The 16,437-nt window shown below is 65.2% G+C and carries 18 protein-coding genes; 9 read left to right on the plus strand and 9 right to left on the minus strand.

The genetic code is table 11. The features are described 5' to 3' along the window. The first annotated feature begins 78 nt into the window (after positions 1–78). A complete protein-coding gene (locus F5544_RS20145; protein ID WP_167474620.1) occupies positions 79–483 on the plus strand; it encodes a hypothetical protein in 405 nt (134 codons plus the stop codon). Here F5544_RS20145 and F5544_RS20150 read toward each other — a convergent pair. The 3 genes from F5544_RS20150 to F5544_RS20160 all read right to left on the minus strand — a co-directional run bounded on the left by F5544_RS20150 (position 476) and on the right by F5544_RS20160 (position 2,434). Continuing rightward, positions 476–904, minus strand: a complete 429-nt coding sequence (locus F5544_RS20150; RefSeq protein ID WP_167474621.1) for a hypothetical protein — start codon at positions 902–904, stop codon at positions 476–478. The two genes, F5544_RS20145 and F5544_RS20150, sit on opposite strands and share 8 nt — an antisense overlap. Before the next feature lie 17 nt (positions 905–921). Next, on the minus strand, positions 922–1,746 hold the full coding sequence (locus tag F5544_RS20155) for a hypothetical protein (protein ID WP_167474622.1): 825 nt from the start codon (positions 1,744–1,746) through the stop codon (positions 922–924). Positions 1,747–1,810: 64 nt separating this feature from the next. After that, positions 1,811–2,434, minus strand: coding sequence for an MspA family porin (locus F5544_RS20160; protein ID WP_167474623.1), 624 nt, complete (start codon positions 2,432–2,434; stop codon positions 1,811–1,813). An 837-nt stretch (positions 2,435–3,271) separates the two neighbouring features. Between F5544_RS20160 and F5544_RS20165 the strand changes: the two genes are divergently transcribed. The 3 genes from F5544_RS20165 (at position 3,272) to F5544_RS20175 (ending at position 6,514) form a co-directional block, all read left to right on the plus strand. Next, entirely contained in the window at positions 3,272–4,123 is an 852-nt protein-coding gene (locus F5544_RS20165) for a fatty acid desaturase family protein (RefSeq protein ID WP_238847348.1), read from the plus strand. Positions 4,124–4,159: 36 nt separating this feature from the next. Next, positions 4,160–4,990, plus strand: a complete 831-nt coding sequence (locus F5544_RS20170) for a hypothetical protein (protein ID WP_167474625.1) — start codon at positions 4,160–4,162, stop codon at positions 4,988–4,990. A 249-nt stretch (positions 4,991–5,239) separates the two neighbouring features. Next, a complete protein-coding gene (locus F5544_RS20175; RefSeq protein WP_167474626.1) occupies positions 5,240–6,514 on the plus strand; it encodes a sensor domain-containing diguanylate cyclase in 1,275 nt (424 codons plus the stop codon). Here F5544_RS20175 and F5544_RS20180 read toward each other — a convergent pair whose 3' ends face one another. Then, a complete protein-coding gene (locus F5544_RS20180) occupies positions 6,515–7,321 on the minus strand; it encodes an SAM-dependent methyltransferase (protein ID WP_167474627.1) in 807 nt (268 codons plus the stop codon). Positions 7,322–7,397: 76 nt separating this feature from the next. Next, a complete protein-coding gene (locus F5544_RS20185; protein WP_167474628.1) occupies positions 7,398–8,234 on the minus strand; it encodes a S1/P1 nuclease in 837 nt (278 codons plus the stop codon). 228 nt (positions 8,235–8,462) lie between these two features. Here F5544_RS20185 and F5544_RS20190 point away from each other — a divergent pair, with 228 nt between their 5' ends. Then, a complete protein-coding gene (locus F5544_RS20190) occupies positions 8,463–9,005 on the plus strand; it encodes a MarR family winged helix-turn-helix transcriptional regulator (protein WP_167474629.1) in 543 nt (180 codons plus the stop codon). Between the two features lie 111 nt (positions 9,006–9,116). Continuing rightward, the gene (locus F5544_RS20195; RefSeq protein ID WP_167474630.1) at positions 9,117–9,545 is read left to right on the plus strand and encodes a DUF4254 domain-containing protein; all 429 of its coding nucleotides are present in this window, start codon (positions 9,117–9,119) and stop codon (positions 9,543–9,545) included. On the opposite strand, the gene F5544_RS20200 is transcribed toward F5544_RS20195, so the two are convergent. Continuing rightward, positions 9,546–10,040, minus strand: a complete 495-nt coding sequence (locus tag F5544_RS20200; protein ID WP_238847349.1) for a phosphoribosyltransferase — start codon at positions 10,038–10,040, stop codon at positions 9,546–9,548. A 337-nt stretch (positions 10,041–10,377) separates the two neighbouring features. Between F5544_RS20200 and F5544_RS20205 the strand changes: the two genes are divergently transcribed. Together F5544_RS20205 and F5544_RS20210 are read left to right on the plus strand one after the other, a co-directional pair. Beyond that, positions 10,378–11,676, plus strand: a complete 1,299-nt coding sequence (locus F5544_RS20205; RefSeq protein WP_167474632.1) for a cytochrome P450 — start codon at positions 10,378–10,380, stop codon at positions 11,674–11,676. An 83-nt stretch (positions 11,677–11,759) separates the two neighbouring features. Then, the gene (locus tag F5544_RS20210) at positions 11,760–12,665 is read left to right on the plus strand and encodes a terpene synthase family protein (RefSeq protein ID WP_167474633.1); all 906 of its coding nucleotides are present in this window, start codon (positions 11,760–11,762) and stop codon (positions 12,663–12,665) included. A gap of 5 nt (positions 12,666–12,670) precedes the next feature. On the opposite strand, the gene F5544_RS20215 is transcribed toward F5544_RS20210, so the two are convergent. Then, positions 12,671–13,201: a hypothetical protein gene (locus tag F5544_RS20215; RefSeq protein WP_238847350.1), complete on the minus strand. Its 531-nt coding sequence runs from the start codon at positions 13,199–13,201 to the stop codon at positions 12,671–12,673. Between the two features lie 65 nt (positions 13,202–13,266). Here F5544_RS20215 and F5544_RS20220 point away from each other — a divergent pair, with 65 nt between their 5' ends. After that, positions 13,267–13,848 (plus strand): NAD-dependent epimerase/dehydratase family protein, encoded by a 582-nt coding sequence (locus F5544_RS20220; RefSeq protein ID WP_167474634.1) that lies wholly within the window; start codon positions 13,267–13,269, stop codon positions 13,846–13,848. Between the two features lie 107 nt (positions 13,849–13,955). On the opposite strand, the gene F5544_RS20225 is transcribed toward F5544_RS20220, so the two are convergent. Both F5544_RS20225 and F5544_RS20230 read right to left on the minus strand, forming a co-directional pair. Then, complete coding sequence (locus tag F5544_RS20225) at positions 13,956–14,555, minus strand: QsdR family transcriptional regulator (protein ID WP_167474635.1); 600 nt, start codon at positions 14,553–14,555, stop codon at positions 13,956–13,958. A gap of 36 nt (positions 14,556–14,591) precedes the next feature. Next, positions 14,592–16,388: an acyl-CoA dehydrogenase gene (locus tag F5544_RS20230; RefSeq protein ID WP_167474636.1), complete on the minus strand. Its 1,797-nt coding sequence runs from the start codon at positions 16,386–16,388 to the stop codon at positions 14,592–14,594. Positions 16,389–16,437: the final 49 nt, after the last annotated feature.

Genomic DNA, 16,437 nt, shown 5'->3' on the forward strand with positions numbered 1-16,437 from the left:
TCGGCTGTGGATACCATCGCGACATATGCCGCGGCGAGAATGAGCAGATCGCGAACCGTTCTCTGCGCCGCGGTGTTCGTGGCCGATGTGACATTGAGACTTTCGCCGCTGCCGTTGTGGGAATCCTTGACGCCGCACACCATCGCCGATCTCGCGATTGCCGCGGCGTCGATCGCGGTCGGCTGGATATCGGTGATACTCGCGCGCCGGTCGCCGATCGGGCGAACACTGTCCGTTTCTATCGCAGTACTCGCCGCGGTGTCCGTCATTTTGCAGATCGCGAAAATCTCCTTCGCCTACGACGGGCACCGTAGCCTGCGATTCGTCGACCACGTCCTGGTGACACCGCACCGGGACCTCGTCTATTTCAACGTCCCACTCATACTCACCTACACCGCAGATATCTTGCTGTGGCTATTGGCCCTGGCGTTGTCGACCGCATCGACGCGCGTCCTGAAACACCGTGGCGCGTCCGTCAACTGAGTCCGCATATCTGCCAGGCATCGCCGTTCATCTGATAGACCCCCGACGCGCGGAATTCGCCATTCCGGTCGTATGCGACGGAGACGTCCGCACTGGCCACGGACTCGTGCACTTTGATTGCGCGCACGGCGGTGACACTGCCTCGACCGCGTTTCGCCAGTGCCGAACGTGCTTCTGCCGCAAAGTTTTCTGGGTCGGCGGCGGCCAGATCGGTGCGAAGCTGACCACATGAGATGGTGATCAGATCGTGCAGATCGCCCGCGTTGTAATCATCGATCGCGCGCTTGGTGACCGCGGTGATCTGCGCATCGGTACCATCGAACGGCTCCGGTGCCCCCGCTGATTGCGCGGACCCGAGTGCGACGCAGGTACCGAGCGTGGCGGCCGCAAACGCCGCGCCGACGCCGGTTTTCCAGTGCATTCTCATACCTCTCACATCTATCCCCACGGCCCGTTCTTCCCCGGGATGGGTGGTTGAAAAGTGGTTACGGCAGTCCAATAGACCAGCGCGGTCTTCGAACAGGTGTCGAATCGCGGATCGACATAACCGTAGGCGTACTTACAGTTCTGCAGCATCTGATCGAACAGCTGGTTGTTGCAGAAATTATTGGTTCCGCCATTTTCCAGACACATATCGTGGCGAGCGCACGGTCCGCGGAAGTCCGCGTTGGCTCCGGGGGCCGGGAACTGATCGGGCGCACCTGAGCAGTAATCGTGCATGTACACCCAACTGTCGCAAGTGCGCCCGGCCGGAACATGTTCGCAGTTCGGATCGTAGATGTAGTCGTCGGGGACCTCGATCTTCGTGCCCGAGCCGTTGATCGCGCTGTGACCGCGGCAGCTGCCATCGGGGTTGTGCCCGAACGGACAGAATCCGATGTCCTGCGGTCCGGCGGAACAGGGCGCGCTCGGTTCGTTTCCCGGCAGGGTCGGCGGAACATAGTCGATGGCGGGCACGATCGCCCGGCATGGATCGATGGTGTGCGGCAGTGTCGGCGGAGTGAGCGCCTCGGCGGGTGGTGGTGCGGTACCTGGTTGTGGCACAACGGGATTCGGAACCTGCGGGACGGTCGGCGGTGGGCCGGGGATATTCGGTGGCGTCGGTTCCTCGATCTCGGGAAAGATACCCCAGCACGGCCAACCGGGATGCTGAGCCTGCCATTCGGGACACGGCACATAGGGATTGATCGGTTTTGCTCGGGCGTCAGGTGGTTCGGCCATGACCCCGATGGCTCCGATGATCAGAACTACGGCCGCGGCCAATCCGGCCACCTTTTGTCCGAGGGCTGCGAGCTGGTAACGCCTACGGCGCGACGACATTCCCGCCTCACAGGTAGATCGGATCGCCGTAGACAGCCACCGAATTATCCGCAGTGGGTGTCGAGATCTTCGCGACCGCATAGGATCGCAGGCTCACCGGGCCCAGGCAACCGTCGATTTTGATGTGCACCTGCTCGGCGGTGATCGAACCGTGGCGCCCGGTGAGCCCTTTCGTGCCGAACGGGATATTCGCGATAGTGCCCGGTTTGAGGTTGACGGTTGGCGTGAACATCGCACTGGCACCGAGATTCGACCATACGCCGATGCTGACACTCGGGCCGATCGCCAAACCCAGTGTGACGCCGCTGGTTACGTCGACCTGGCAACCGATCTGATAGCCGAGGGTGATCGCTCCGGTATTCACCGGCGCGGTACCTTCGCCGTCGATATCCGCGACGGCCTTCAGGCTGACGAACCCTTCGCGGGTGAACATCGTCGCCGCCAGGTTCGGATAGCGATCGAGGTTTTCCTCGGACTTGGTGACACGCAGCTGCCAGCCGTCATCCGTCGTGATGTCCCGCGTCTTGTCCGCCAGCGGTTCCGCGGCGGCTGTTCCGGTTCCGATTACGACAGCGGCGGTGGCCGCCGCGAACGAACTCAGCAATACCTTCGAAACACCCCGTGCAGGCATGACTCTCCCCAGATAGAGATTGCAGCAATAGAGCACAAGAACCCGATCAGAGCAGGTCTCCTTGTGCTACAAGCGAATCCCCTAAGAAGACCACCCCTTCAGAGATGTGACTGTAGTACAGCATGCCGCCGAATGCCAGAGGGCGCACGGTAATTCGGTGTTCACCGATCTGCGCGATACCGCTGTCGATTCTCGGCGATGTGATGTGCTGATTGCTTGCTGGATCATCAATGGCGCCAAGGTTTCTGAGATTGCGGTCGCGGGTTGGCCACTGGTTTGCCCGCTATCCATGGTCGCTGCTCCGCTAATTCAGCGCTTGTCATGGCTGTCCGATAACGGATGTCAGACAAGAGTTTTCGTTCGCCAAGGACGGAATCCGTTGGATAACGGTCTATTGCGACGATGCCTACCCAATGGTGCATTGTACGTTGCGCATCAGGGTAATCCACGATCTGGATAAGACGCTCTTCGCTCGATGATGGACGCCGTGCACGCTGCCCGCTCGAGCGATCTCGCGGTCGCCGATCGGCAAACAACAGCGGGTGCAATCCGGAAATTCGGCGGCCGGTCGACAGTGCGGACGATGTGACGATCGGCTGGGGCGCAACTCGATCTCGGTCTGGATTGACGCAGCGGCGGTGTCCCGTCGACCCCTGATAGCGGCGCGGCGGGCGTTGGAGTTGCCGGGTGGGCTGGGGCAGGACACGATATGCGGTGGAGTGGGTAAGCGCGACCCGTAGGGGGCCACGGCTGATGACCGAAATCTCTGCCGCAGACCGGACTTCCGATCGTCGAGCCGGTGGTCGGGGGCGTTCGATCAATTTGTGGTTGTTCGGGGTGGCTGTTGCGGCGGGACTGCTGCAGTTGATCGTGCTACCGGTGTTCCTGTTGCCGCGCAGTGCGGCGTGGGGCTGGATATTGGTGCCGTTGGTGCTGCTGACGACGCCGTTCTGGTCGCTGATTCACGAGGCTATCCACGGCATGTTGGTCTCCCGGCGCGAGGTGAACGATCGCTGTGGGCGGGTGCTGGGTGTTTTGTACGGGTCGCCGTTCGCGCTGTTGAAGGCCGGACATCTGTTGCATCACCGGTTCAGTCGGGTGCGTGATCGCGGCGAAATCTACGATCCGGCGACATCGAGTTGGGGGAGAGCGGCATTCGGATACTACTTGCGGCTGCTCGGCGGGCTGTATCTGCTCGAGGTTGTCGCGGTATTGCTCGCGCCGCTGCCCGCGCCCGTATTGCGCCGGCTCGCCGAGCGGCTGGACGCACCGGATTCCGTTGCGGGGCCGCTGTTCGAACGTCTCGCGCAGCCGCGGGCGCTCGGGCGGTTCCGCACCGACGCCGTCGCGATTGTGGCGCTGTATGCGGTCGCGTTCGCCTGCTACGGCGGGCGCGGTTGGATGTTGCTCGCGGCGATCGGCGGCCGGGCGCTGATAATTTCCTTGTCCGACAACGCCTATCACTACGGCACCGAACTCGACCGGCCGCTGGAGGCGATGAATCTGCGGCTGCCCCGCGTGCTGGAACGCTTCGCGCTCAGCTTCAACCTGCACGGTGTGCACCACCGGCATCCGGGTCTGCGCTGGTATGAGCTGCGCGCCGCGTTCCGCCGGGAGGGCGGCCGCTATCACCTCGGCTGGTTCACCGCCGCGGCCCGGCAGCTGCGTGGCCCGATCGCGCTGCGCTGATCGCGAAACACGGTAGATGCCAGTATGTTTCGTCGCATGTCCAGATCGAGATACTTGGCCGCGATCCTGGTTGTCATGGCCGTCACCTTCGGCGAGTCCGCCGCACCCACCGCGTCGGCGGCCGCCTCGACCGAGGTCGAGGTGAAATTGAATCTTGTTGCGGCGGCGCTCGATTCGTCGGGCGCGCCGAATGCCGACGTGCGCTCGGCATTCGGCCTCGGCGCCGATTCGCGTGAGCTGTCCTACGAATTCTTCGACACCGATCCGCTGGAGTTGAAGGGCGCGGGCTGGAGTGTGCGGTTGCGGCACAAGGCGGGCGGCAAGCTGGATCTCAACTACAAGAAGCGGTTTCCGATCGATGGCGGCGCGGTCGATGCCGCACTCGCCGCCGCCCGGCAACAGGGTTTCGGCTCACCATTCGAGGCCCAGGTGGACTGGACCTACGACCGGCTGACGCTGAGCATGGCCACCAACGCCACCGAATCCGCGAAACACTATGCGGGGACCACGCTTCCGGACGAACCGGAGGCGCGCACCATGCTGGTGGGCGATATGCCCGGCAAATTGGCCGACTGGACCGCACCGGACTGGGGCCGGAACAAACTCCGCGCCGCGCGCGGGCACGGCCCGGTCACCGCGAAGGAATGGAAGGGCAACTGGCAGGGCGTCGAACTCGGTATCGAGGTGGTTCCGGTGCGCGACAGCTCCGGCGCGGGCACCGAGACCGTCATCGAGCTGTCGTTCAAGACCGATGGCATCGACTCGGCGAAAAGACTTCGCAATCAAGCGATTTCGACCCTCCAGGCGAAAGGGCTGCTCGCGCCGGTGGACATCTTGAAGACGGACCTGATCCTCAGCCGCTACTGATCCGGCATCGGCGGTGAATGATGGTGCGCCGTTTGCCGATTCAGGCGGGCGCGGCCGTCGTTGCGTATGGTGTTGTGGCGGGGATGCCGGGGCCGGTCCGTCCCGGATCGTGCTTTCCGGTCGCCGACCGAACAGAGGGGTGGTCTGGATGGTTGCTCGGAATGCGGATCCTGCCGTCGGGATGGTCCGGAACTCGTTCGTGCGCGGGGAGGTGCTGCCCGCCGGTGACCGATCGGCCGGGAGCTAGCGGTGCGGCCGGACCCGACCGCCGACGCGCTCGCGCGGGAGTGGCAGGCGGCGCTCACCGGAACCAGCTTCGTGCCGCTGCGTCCGGACGAGTTACATGCGCTGCTGGCGGGTTTCGTCGCCGAGCTGAGCGCCGCACTGGCCGCCGAGCCGTTCGATCCATCGGTGGCCGCGCGGGTCGGCGCCGGATTGGTGTCGGCCCATCTCACGAATCCCGATGTGCTGTCGCGCACCACGCCGACGCTGCTGGCGCTGACCTCCGACTCCCGGCGGCTGATCGCGCTGCTCGGCGAGTTGTCCGCCGGTTACACCGCCGCGCTGCTCGCCCAGCGCGAAGCCAGCAAAGAGGCGCTGCAGCTGGCGGTGATCGCCGCGCAGCGCGCCGCCGAGAGCCGGTTCCGCGCGGTCTTCGACAACGCCGGGGTCGCCATCACGGTCGTCGACACGGCGGGCCTGATCGTCGACGCGAACCCGACGCTGGCGCGGATGCTCGATCGGCCGATCGACGCGCTGTACGGCCTGGACCTGCTCGACTTCGCGCATCCGGAGGAGCGCGTCGAGATCCCGGCCCGGGTGCGGAAGGAGATCGCCGCGGGCACGGTCCGGCTGGAGACCCGCTATCGCCGCGGCGACGGCGATTACGGCTTCGCGAGCTGGACGGTCTCGCCGGTCCCGAATACGGTCGCCGCGGGCACGCATCTGCTGGTGGTCGGGGAGGACACCACCGAGCGCCGGGTCTTGCAGGCCAAACTGGACTGGCAGGCCCGCCACGATCCGCTCACCGGTCTGGCCAATCGGGCCGAACTCATCGAGCGGCTGGAGACGATGCTGGAGTCCGGCGATGCGCGATCGCGACTATCCCATGTGCTGTTCGTCGACCTGGACCGCTTCAAACAGATCAACGACAGCCTCGGTCACGCCGCCGGTGACGCGGTGCTGCAGGTGATCGCGCAGCGGTTGCGGCGGGTGCTGCCGCCCGGCGACGCCATCGCCCGGCTCGGCGGCGACGAATTCGCCGTCCTGCTCGGTCCCGGCGCACCGCGACCGGATCTCGGGCAGTTGCTGGGCAGGCTGGAGGATGCCGTCGCCGAACCGGTCGTGCTGGACGGCGGCCACCGGGTGGCGGTGAGCGCGAGCATCGGTGTCACGGCGGTGCGCCCGTTCGAGCGCCGCGGCCCCGAGCAGTTGCTGCACGACGCCGATCTCGCGATGTACCGGACCAAGACCCGCCGTGCCCGCGGGCGGCCGCGGACTTACGCCGAACGCCCACGTTCGTGATCAGGACCGCTTGATGCCAACGGCGCCAACATAATTCGTGCGACGAGCCGCTTCGAAGTCGACCTCGGCGGCGGGACGCCACGCGTCCAGCGGCACGACTCCGGGCTCCAGCAGTGTGTAGCCGTGCATCAGCTCGGTGACGTCGCCGACGGTCTTGAATCCCGCACCCGGCGTATTGGTGCGCCGCATCACCGACAACACCCGCTCCTGTTGTTCGGCGGTGAGCGTGAAGGCGACCGCATGCGAAATCCCCAGTGCGCTACCGGTACTGCACGCGTCACGGTAGGCGGCCACCAGCTCGGCGGGTTCGATGTCCTCCAGCAGGTCGAGCACCGCCATCGCGAGAATCGCGACCGGACGGGCGAAGTCGATGCCGGCGGCGCTCGCCGCGTTCAGCACACCGTCCACATCGCGCAGATCCGCCCGGATCATCGACGCCTGCGGCTCATCGGCCAGCACGATGCGCGCGTATTCGACGGCCACCAACTCCCGCTCCACATACACCACCCGGGCATTCGGGTTGTGCCGCAACGCGATCTCGTGCGGGTTGCCGACCGTCGGTGCGCCGGAACCGAGGTCGAGGAATTGATCGATACCCAGTTCGCACAGCGCGGTGACGGCCCGGCCGACGAAGGCCCGGTTCGCCTGCGCCCACATCCGGCTGCCCGGCATATCGGCGGGTATCGCCTCGGCGGCCTGCCGATCGATCTCGAAATTGGCTCCGCCGCCGAGCACATAGTCGTACATCCGCGCGATATTCGGCGTATCGAGATCCACCGTATCGTCGAGCTCGTACCGCTGACCCATCCTGCGCCTCCTCGAAATATCTTGTCGCATAAGCAGACTGAAGGAGGGCGCGCTCGGCCGCAACCGAGTGGGATGTTCAGCTGCCCGCCGAACCGCTCGCGGGCCCGCCGAGCACGGCGTTGAGCAGCTGCCCGAGACGCTCACCGGCCAAGCGCAATTGAGCCTCGGCCACCGGCAGGAACTGCCGGGTGTACTCGTCCCCGATGGTGGAATCGGCCGGATACACACCGGGACTCGTCGCGATCCGGCAACTGTCCTGCGCCCAGCGCGCGGGATCGGTGTCCGGCCGCGGCGCGGGCAGGTCGGGGGCGGGCAGCGCCAGCAGGCGCCGCACCTCCTCGTCGTCGGTGGACCGGCGGGTGTCGAGCATGCGGCTGTCCCACACCGAATGCAGGTTGGTGTCGCGGCCGAGATAGTTGACGGTGAACTCGTTTCCGCCGCGATCGCCCGCGTATCCGGCGTGCATCGGCTGATGGATATCGCCGACGAAGTGGACGACGAATTTCAGCGCCTGGCCGCGGTCGGCGTCCGGGCGGGCACGGTCGGCCAGGATCGCGGTCTGGGTGCGCAGGGCCTCGATGATGTTCTGGCCGTCGTTGCCGTTCACCGCCGGATCGTATACACAGCCGTTTTCCGCGATATTGACGTAATGCCAAGGCGCCGAGTGCTTTCCGAGTTCCGGATCGTTGGCGCGCAGCTGGTCGGCCCAGTTGGCGACGCCGGCGAGCGTCGGATCCGGCTCGCCCGCGAGCAGCCGATCGACCTCGGCGCGGGCCGCCGCGGTCAATCGCGTATCCGCGATGGCGGCGGAGGTGTTATGGCCTTGTCTGCCCCAGGCATTCGCCGCCGGCGGGGCCACCGACATGGTCGCGGCGAGTGCGCACGCACCGATCACGGCCGCCTTGAATCGCATCGAGAACAACCTCTCCGTTCGCGCGGCGGTCCGTATCCTGTTGCCGCGCTGCGAACCTACCCGGAGATAGTTTCCGAATGGAAGGATATGCGGGTCGAATTCACGACGTTGTCACCTGGGCGACCATCACGGTCGCTACCGTCGGCTCGCACGGCTTGACACGCGAGCGCCGTTGCCCCCGAGAGCGACGGCGGGAAAGTGTCGGCGCGAGTGCGTAGAGTCGGGTGCATGCCCGAAGTTGCGCATCCACCATCAGAGGTGCGTGTCGGAGCGGCCGCAACTCCCGGCCCGGCCGTCGCAACCGCCGGGGGGTCGGACCACGACCTGCTCTCGCTCACCTCGCAGCTGTGTTTCGCCCTGTATTCGACGTCGCGCTCGATGACGGCGGCCTACCGGCCGTTCCTCGACGCGATGGAGATCACCTACCCGCAGTACCTCGCGCTACTAGCGCTATGGGAGCACCCGGGTATGACGATGAAGGAACTCGGCGAACAGCTCCGGCTCGATTACGGTACCGTCTCGCCGCTGATCCAGCGCCTGCAGGCGCACGGGCTGGTGGAGAGCGTGCGCAGCCCGCACGACCGCCGCGCGGTCGAATTGCGGGCCACCGACGCGGGTTTGGCGCTGCGTCAGCGGGCCAGACATATGATCGAGTCGGTGCTCGCCGCCGTCGACTACCCGATCGACACGCTGATCACGTTGCGGGACCAGATAAATGCGCTCGGCGAGCGGCTGGACAGCGTGGTGTCCGAACGAGTCGCGCAACCGTGACCCGCCGGGCTATCAACGTGTTGCCGAAATTGCATGAGTCGGTTGGGTCGTGGCGTGGTACTCCGTGGGGGAATAAGTCGACGCCGAAGTGACGGGAGGGTGCCGGTCCTGATGATCGCGCCGGATCACGTCCGCTCGGTGCTGCCGTCGAAAGACGAGTTGCTGGCCGCATTGCGCGGCCACTATCTGCAGGGGCCGCTGTGCGTGCAGGCGTACGGGCTGTCCGAACTGCATCGGCTGCGGCGCGTCGAACCGACCCGCGCCGCCGAGATCGATTGCTTCCGTAGCGAACTCGTCGCCGAAATCGACGACTGGGTCGGCAGCCAGGTGGCGCCGGGAGCGCGCGGGTGGCCGGAATCGCTCGGCGCCATGTTCGACCGGATGGCCGCGGCCTCCGATCACGCCTTCAATCTGCTGATGACGATCGATCCGGGCAGTCCACGGATGCACGCGGCGTGGACCCGGCTGGCCGAACTCGAAATCGCCTACGGCGAATTGGTGGCCGCGGTGCAGGACGGCCGCAGCCGCCTGCCGGGTTGACTACGCCTCCAGCACCTTCGGTGTGCGGTGCGCGACCGGCGGTTCGGTCGACCACGGGAAGTTGATCCAGCGATCGGTGTGCCGCCAGACGTATTCGCAGTCCACCTCCGAACGCGGCTTCTGATAGATCACCGCGCAGCGGACCTCGGCCACATGCTTCGAACAGAAGTCGCGCACCAGTTTCAGGGTGGCGCCGGTATCGGCGACATCGTCGGCGACCAGTACGGTCGCGCCGGCCAGGTCGACGGCCTGCGGCACCGGCGGCAGCATCACCGGCATGTCGAGGCGCTGATCGATACCGGTATAGAACTCGACGTTCATGACGTGCAGGTTCTTCACGTCCAGCGCGTAGCCGAGCGCGCCGGCCACGAAGAGTCCGCCGCGCGCGATCGATAGGATGAGGTCGGGTTCGAATCCGTCCTCGGCGATGGTCGTCGCCAGCTCCCGGCTCGCCTTGCCGAACAACTCCCAGGTCAGCACTTCCCGATCGGCCACCGGGCCCTCCACTTCTCTCGATACCGCTGCGCACCAGAGCATAGTTACGGGCCGGTTGCCTACTGGACGGTGGTCCCGGGGTGGTCCTGATCACGAATGTCGCGGGCGCGGTGGAGTTGCGTATTCGCGATCCTTTACATTTGCTTTGCCTTTTGGTTCGCGGTGTGCTCGTTTTGTCCGGATAAATCCTTCGGAAGTCGATGGCCGGGTGCGTGCAGGTGCTTTGTAATTCTGAATTCCGCCGGTGTGGTTCAACCAAGATTGAACTGTCTCCGGATTGGGTGGACAGAGAGTTGCCCTCTTTTAGCATCCGGTTTGCCGGACCTACACTCCGGCTATGTCAACTGTCGCATCCCTTCCCGTTGCGCCTGGGGCTCTGCCTTTGATAGGTCACGCGTTCGAGATGATGCGTGATCCGCTGAAGTTCTTGGCCTCACTGCCGAGATATGGGGACCTGGTAGTCATCAGATTGGGTCCTGTTCCGGCCGTGGTCGTCTGCGATCCAGAATTGACGACGAAAATATTCAGAAACGAGAAATATTTCGGCAAAGGGGGATTCGTCTACGAGAAGGTCCGGGAGTTGCTGACCGGAGAGTACGGGCTGGTCACCTGTCCCTACGAAAGTCACATGCGATTGCGTCGCATGATCTCGCCCGTCTTCGGCAGCAAGACGATCGGCTTGTACGAGAGCGCGATGCGGGAGGAGTGGGCAGCCACCTGCGACTCTTGGAGCAACGGTCAAGTGGTCGATCTACTGCACGAGGCCACGCGGACGAATGTCAGAATCGGCGAACGCTCGCTGTTCTCCGGCAGTCTCACTCCAGAGCAGTCCGCGCGGTGGAGCGAAGACCTGTCCACGCTCTTGGACGGGGCCTTCGCCCGGATGATCCTCCCCGATTTCGTTCGGTGGGTTCCCTATCCCGCAAATATCAGATTCAATCGGGCGCGAAAAAGGCTGGACGCTTCGTGCCGTGAGATCATCGCCAATCGAAGGAATTCGGGAAAGTCGTATCATGACCTTCTTGCCGAGTTGATGACCGTTCGAGAGGGTGGTTCCTTAACCGATCAAGAGTTGAAAGATAACATCATGACGTTCTTTTTCGGCGCCACCGATACCGCATCGTCGTCCATCGCCAACACCCTGTATCTCGTATCCGTCGACGCCGCGCTGGAGCGGGATGTGGTGTCGGAGATACGTTCGGTCGCCGATCCGCGGGAACGTAAGTTGGTCTCGCTGGCGTTGACCGAAACGCTCCGCATGTATCCGCCGGTCTATCTGCTCACGAGACAGGCCGAAGGCGATGACGTATATCTGATGAATTGCCATATACCCGCAGGCACCACGTTGGTCGTCAGTCCGTTCGTCCTGCATCATCGTGCCGACCTATTTCCCGAGCCCGAGGTGTACAACCCCGAGCGGTGGGTCGATTGGAAGGAGAAACGTCCGGGTTCCATGGTTCCGTTCGGTGCGGGCGCGCGTAAGTGTCCCGGCGACGACTACGGGATGCTGGATTCGATCATCGCGGTGTCCACGATTCTGTCCCGATTCAGACTCCATCCCGTTTCGGCGTTCAAACAATCGCCACGAACCGTGCTCAACCCGGGAGATCTACGGATGCGGGTCGAGGTGAGATAGCAATGCCGAATCCGATTGACATTCCATTTCCGTGCCGGGCGAACCCCCACGTCGAACGTGTGAAGGCGGCCAACCTTTCGTGGATGATCGGATACGAACTCATCGACCCGAAGATATCTCTGGACCGATACCACTACAGCGACTTCGCCGACCTGTACGGGTACGTCTACCCGGACATCGCCTATGCGGATCTGAAACTTCTCGTCGACTTCGAGATGTTCATGTTCCTCTATGACGACCAATTCTCCGGCGATAAGGGGGCGACACTGGACGGTCCCCTGGAGTCCATGCACGAGGTGCTGACCGTCATGCATTCGATGCGGACCCCGGAACCCGCCACCCCCTTCGGACCCGCCTTCTACGACATTCTCAACCGCATGTCCGAAGGTATGTCGCCGGTGTGGTGCCGTCACTTCAGATGGGATATGCAGCGATTCTTCGCCAGCTACGTGCACGAGGCGGAGAACAGGGCGCGGCGCGACGATCCACTCCCGATAGATCTCTATCTGAAACAGCGGCAGTGGGCGCTGGGGGTGGAACCGTCCATAGACGCGATAGAACGTGGCGGACATTTCGAGATACCGGCAACCATGCGGAGCGACCCATACATTCTGGGGATGCGGGAGGATGTCAACTATTTCATCGCCCTCACCAACGATGTCGACTCCGTGCACAAGGAGCGTCTACTGCGTGATGTGAACAATATCGTGCTGCTGTTGGAGCGGCGGGGGTTCGGCACGGCGGAGGCCATGGACCGGGCCGCGGTGATGGCCGAGGAGACCCTGGTCAGATTCTGCCGACGGGCCACGCTGCTTTCCGATTCACCCGGGTACAGATCGCTGACCCATTCCGAGCGGATCAGCGTGGATCGGTATTTGATCGGCCTCCAGAACTGGATCGCGGGCTATTACGAGTGGACGGGTAAGACCGGCCGCTACGCGCGCCGCAATGCCGAAGCCGAATCGGCGGAGTGGGCCGGCCCGGAGTGACCCGGTCACCTACCGGCGAGCGGGCCCTGGAGTCCGCCGCCCACCGAGGTGATCTTCCAGTCCTGATTCCGGTCGACGGTGATGTCGTATGCCACGGTGTTGCGGCCGCCCTGCGGCGCCTGCGAACTGGTGGACGCCACATCGAGGAAGGCGTCCACCCGGTAGACGCCGCCGGATTCCGAGGCGACCACCGCGCGGATCGGCTTCGCGGTCGATGTCCACTGCAACGGGGTGATCACCTGCTCCAATTGCGGTGCGGTCGCGGCGAATTTGGCGGCGAGCTCCTTGGTGGTGTTCGCCTGCAGCCGGGTGAGCCAGGCCTTCGGGTCCCGATAATCGATCGTCGACGAGCCGACCGCGTAATCGATGGCCACCTGTTCGGCGTGCCGGTCGTCGGCGGCGCGGACGTCGCGGTCGTGCAGCTCGCTGCGGGCCAGCGCCCAGAGCGTCACGAAGGTGACGGTGGTGGCGAGCAGGACGGTGACGGCGAGTGCGGTGAGGATCGTCGAGATCCGGAGGGAGATCTGGCGCGTCATGGGGCCATCCTGCACCGGACGGCATCGGGGCTCACCGGGCGGGGCGGCGGATTACCCTCGACGGCGTGCGTATCTTTCTGGCCGGCGCGACCGGCGTGATCGGAATTCGCTTGGTGCCGCTGCTGATTGCGGCCGGGCACGAGGTCGCGGGTATGACCCGCTCGCCGGATAAGGCGGGCGCGTTGCGGGCCGCCGGGGTCGAGCCGGTGGTCGTCGATGTCTACGATCCGGCGGCGCTGTCCGCCGCGGTGGTCGCCTACGCGCCCGATCTGGTCATGCATCAACTCACCGACCTGCCCAACGATCCGGCGCGGTTGGATGCGGCGCGGGCGAACAACGCGCGCATCCGGACGGAGGGCACCGGGAATCTGATCGCCGCCGCGGTGGCCGCGGGCACGAAACGCTTTCTGGCGCAGAGCGTTGCCTTCGAGCCCGCGGTGAGTAGCCCGGCGGTGCGCGAGCACGAGGCCGCGGTGCTGGCCATCGACGGCGTCGTGGTGCGCTACGGCGAGTTCTACGGTCCGGGGACGTATTACGAGAACGAGCTGCCCGGGCATCCGCGCATCCACGTCGATCAGGCGGCGGCGCGGACCATTCCGCTGCTCGACGTGCCCAGCGGCGTCGTTATCGTCGCCGACGAGCCGTGATCGGCGCGTCTCGCCGATGAAACGGACGCTGCCGTGGAGTCTGGAGAAGCCCGATGGGAACGCGGTGTTCGTCAGCGCGATCGCGGGCGGGCGGTAGCCGTCGCGGTTCAGGCCGAGCGGCCGAGCAGGGCGGCTTGAACCGCGCGCAATCTGTCGATATCGCCGCGGATTCCGGCGACCGAATCGTTGTACAGGAACGCCTCGCACAGCCGGACCAGCGCGTACGCCAACAGCCCTCGGTCCAGCGGCGGCCGGTAGCCATCCTGTTCCTCGGCGCGGGCGATCAGATCCTCCACCGCCGCAACGACTCTCGGCTGCACCGGGCCGTCGCCCGCGGTGAGCACGCGCAGCCCGGAAACCGGTTCGTTGTCGAAGTAGTGCCGGAACGCCTCGCTGGCCACCATCCACCGATCGACCCGGTTGAGCACGTCGACGATGCGTTGCGCGCCCTTGGTACGCCGATGCGCGTCGGCGCGCGCGATCATCGTCTCGTATTCGCCCGCCATGACCGCGCCGAGCAGTCCGTCCCGGGAGCCGAACCAGCGGTAGACCGAGGCGCGGCTGAGCCCGAGTTCGGCCGCGATGGCCTGCACATCGACCCGCTCACCCGCCAGGAACGATCGTCTGGCCAGGTCGAGGACCTGCTCGCGGGTGGCCGATGCGGGCCGCCCCGGCGATCGGGGCGGGTTACGCGGTGCTGCGGGCATCACCGAATGATACGTGCGGTGATAGCTGTCCCGAATTCAGAACCAGGCGTCGCGCATCTCCCGAGTGGTCGAATCCGCGCGGGCCAGCAGATCCAGCGCCGGCCCGGTCTTGGGTAGCTCGTGCCGGTAGAAGTACCGGGCCGCATGGCGTTTGCCCTCGTAGAAATCGCCCGCGCCGGTGCCGGCGGCGAGGAACTGCTCCAGCCAGATCCAGGCCAGCACGATATGCCCGAACGTCTCGAGATAGACCGAGCTGTTGGCCAGCGCCGCCTCGACATCGCCGGTGGACCACAGCGCCGCCGTCACCTCGACCAGCCGCTGCCACGCCGAATCTAGTTGCGCGGCAAGGGCTGCCGCCTCCACGCCGCTGGCCCGCGCGGCCGCGACGGTCGCGGTGACGCGGGCGCCGAGCTCCAGCAGACTCGCCCCGCCCTGCTGGGTGACCTTGCGCCCCAACAGATCCAGGCCCTGGATGCCGTGCGTGCCCTCGTGGATCGGGTTCAGCCGGTTGTCCCGGTAGTGCTGTTCGACATCGTATTCGCGGGTGTAGCCGTAGCCGCCGTGCACCTGGATGGCGAGATCGTTCGCGACGACGCACCACTGCGATGGCCAACTCTTGGCGATGGGGGTCAGCAGGTCGAGCAGCAGTGTGACACGGCGCTTTTCGTCGGCCGACTCGGTGGTGCGCTGTTCGTCCACCAGCCGCGCGCAGAACAGCACCAGTGCCAGCGCGCCCTCGGCATAACTCTTCTGCGCCAACAGCATTCGCTTCACGTCGGGATGTTCGACGATCGGCACCTGCGGTTCGTTCGGATCGCCGAGTGCCTTGGACCGGCCCTGCGGACGGCCGCGCGCGTAGTCGAGCGATTTCAGGTAGCCGGTGTAGCCGAGCGAGGCGGCGCCGAGCCCGACGCCGATCCTGGCCTCGTTCATCATGTGGAACATGTAGCTGAGCCCGCGATGCGCCTCGCCGACAAGGTAACCCACCGCGCCGGGCGCACCGCCGGGAGTGAATTTGCCCTCGCCGAAGTTCAGCAGTGTATTGACCGTGCCGCGGTAGCCCATCTTGTGATTGAGCCCGGCCAGCACCACGTCGTTGCGTTCACCGAGCGCACCGTCCGCGCCGACGAGATAGCGCGGGACGATGAACAGCGATATCCCCTTGGTACCGGCCGGGCCGCCCGGAATCTTCGCCAGCACCAAATGCACTATGTTCTCGCCCATTTCGTGATCGCCGCCGGAAATCCACATCTTGGTGCCGAACAGGCGGTAGGTGCCGTCGGGGCGCGGTTCGGCGCGAGTCACGATATCGGCCAACGAGGATCCGGCCTGCGGCTCGGACAGCGCCATGGTGCCGAAGAACCGGCCATCCAGCATCGGGCGGACATACCGCCGCACATCCTCCGCGGAGCCGTGCGCGACAAGCAGATTCGCGTTGGCGGCGGTGAGGAAGGCGTAGCCGGTGGTGCCCGCGTTGGCCGCGGTGAACCAGGCCGCGCTGGCCTGCGCGACCGTGGTGGGCAGCTGACTGCCGCCCAATTCGTAATCCAGTGTGGCGCCGACGAGTCCGGCCTTGGCGAAAACGTCCAGTGCCACGGCGACCTCCGGGATGATGGTCACCTTGTCGCCGTCGAAGCTGGGCTCCTGCGCGTCGGCCCGTTTATTGTGTGGCGCAAAGTATTTGGTGGCCAGCTGCTCGCTCAGCTCCAGGATGTCGTCGAATGTTTCGCGCGAGTGGTCGGCGAATCTCCCGCGCTTGGTCAGTTCCTCGACATCGAGCCATTCATAGAGCAGGAAATCGAGGTCGCGGCGCGAGAGCAGGGTGGAACGCATCGGGCCGGGTCCTTTCGAGCCAAAGGTCTTCGGTGTTGCGGTACATCGT

The sequence above is a fragment of the Nocardia arthritidis genome (genome assembly GCF_011801145.1).
GTDB lineage: Bacteria > Actinomycetota > Actinomycetes > Mycobacteriales > Mycobacteriaceae > Nocardia > Nocardia arthritidis_A.

Excerpts from the sequence above, each read along its gene's own strand:
- F5544_RS20150 (WP_167474621.1), bottom strand. The coding sequence starts at position 904 with ATGCACTGGAAAACCGGCGTCGGCGCGGCGTTTGCGGCCGCCACGCTC.
- F5544_RS20160 (WP_167474623.1), bottom strand. The coding sequence starts at position 2,434 with ATGCCTGCACGGGGTGTTTCGAAGGTATTGCTGAGTTCGTTCGCGGCG.
- F5544_RS20170 (WP_167474625.1), top strand. The coding sequence starts at position 4,160 with ATGTCCAGATCGAGATACTTGGCCGCGATCCTGGTTGTCATGGCCGTC.
- F5544_RS20180 (WP_167474627.1), bottom strand. The coding sequence starts at position 7,321 with ATGGGTCAGCGGTACGAGCTCGACGATACGGTGGATCTCGATACGCCG.
- F5544_RS20185 (WP_167474628.1), bottom strand. The coding sequence starts at position 8,234 with ATGCGATTCAAGGCGGCCGTGATCGGTGCGTGCGCACTCGCCGCGACC.
- F5544_RS20190 (WP_167474629.1), top strand. The coding sequence starts at position 8,463 with ATGCCCGAAGTTGCGCATCCACCATCAGAGGTGCGTGTCGGAGCGGCC.
- F5544_RS20195 (WP_167474630.1), top strand. The coding sequence starts at position 9,117 with ATGATCGCGCCGGATCACGTCCGCTCGGTGCTGCCGTCGAAAGACGAG.
- F5544_RS20205 (WP_167474632.1), top strand. The coding sequence starts at position 10,378 with ATGTCAACTGTCGCATCCCTTCCCGTTGCGCCTGGGGCTCTGCCTTTG.
- F5544_RS20210 (WP_167474633.1), top strand. The coding sequence starts at position 11,760 with ATGATCGGATACGAACTCATCGACCCGAAGATATCTCTGGACCGATAC.
- F5544_RS20215 (WP_238847350.1), bottom strand. The coding sequence starts at position 13,201 with ATGACGCGCCAGATCTCCCTCCGGATCTCGACGATCCTCACCGCACTC.
- F5544_RS20225 (WP_167474635.1), bottom strand. The coding sequence starts at position 14,555 with ATGCCCGCAGCACCGCGTAACCCGCCCCGATCGCCGGGGCGGCCCGCA.
- F5544_RS20230 (WP_167474636.1), bottom strand. The coding sequence starts at position 16,388 with ATGCGTTCCACCCTGCTCTCGCGCCGCGACCTCGATTTCCTGCTCTAT.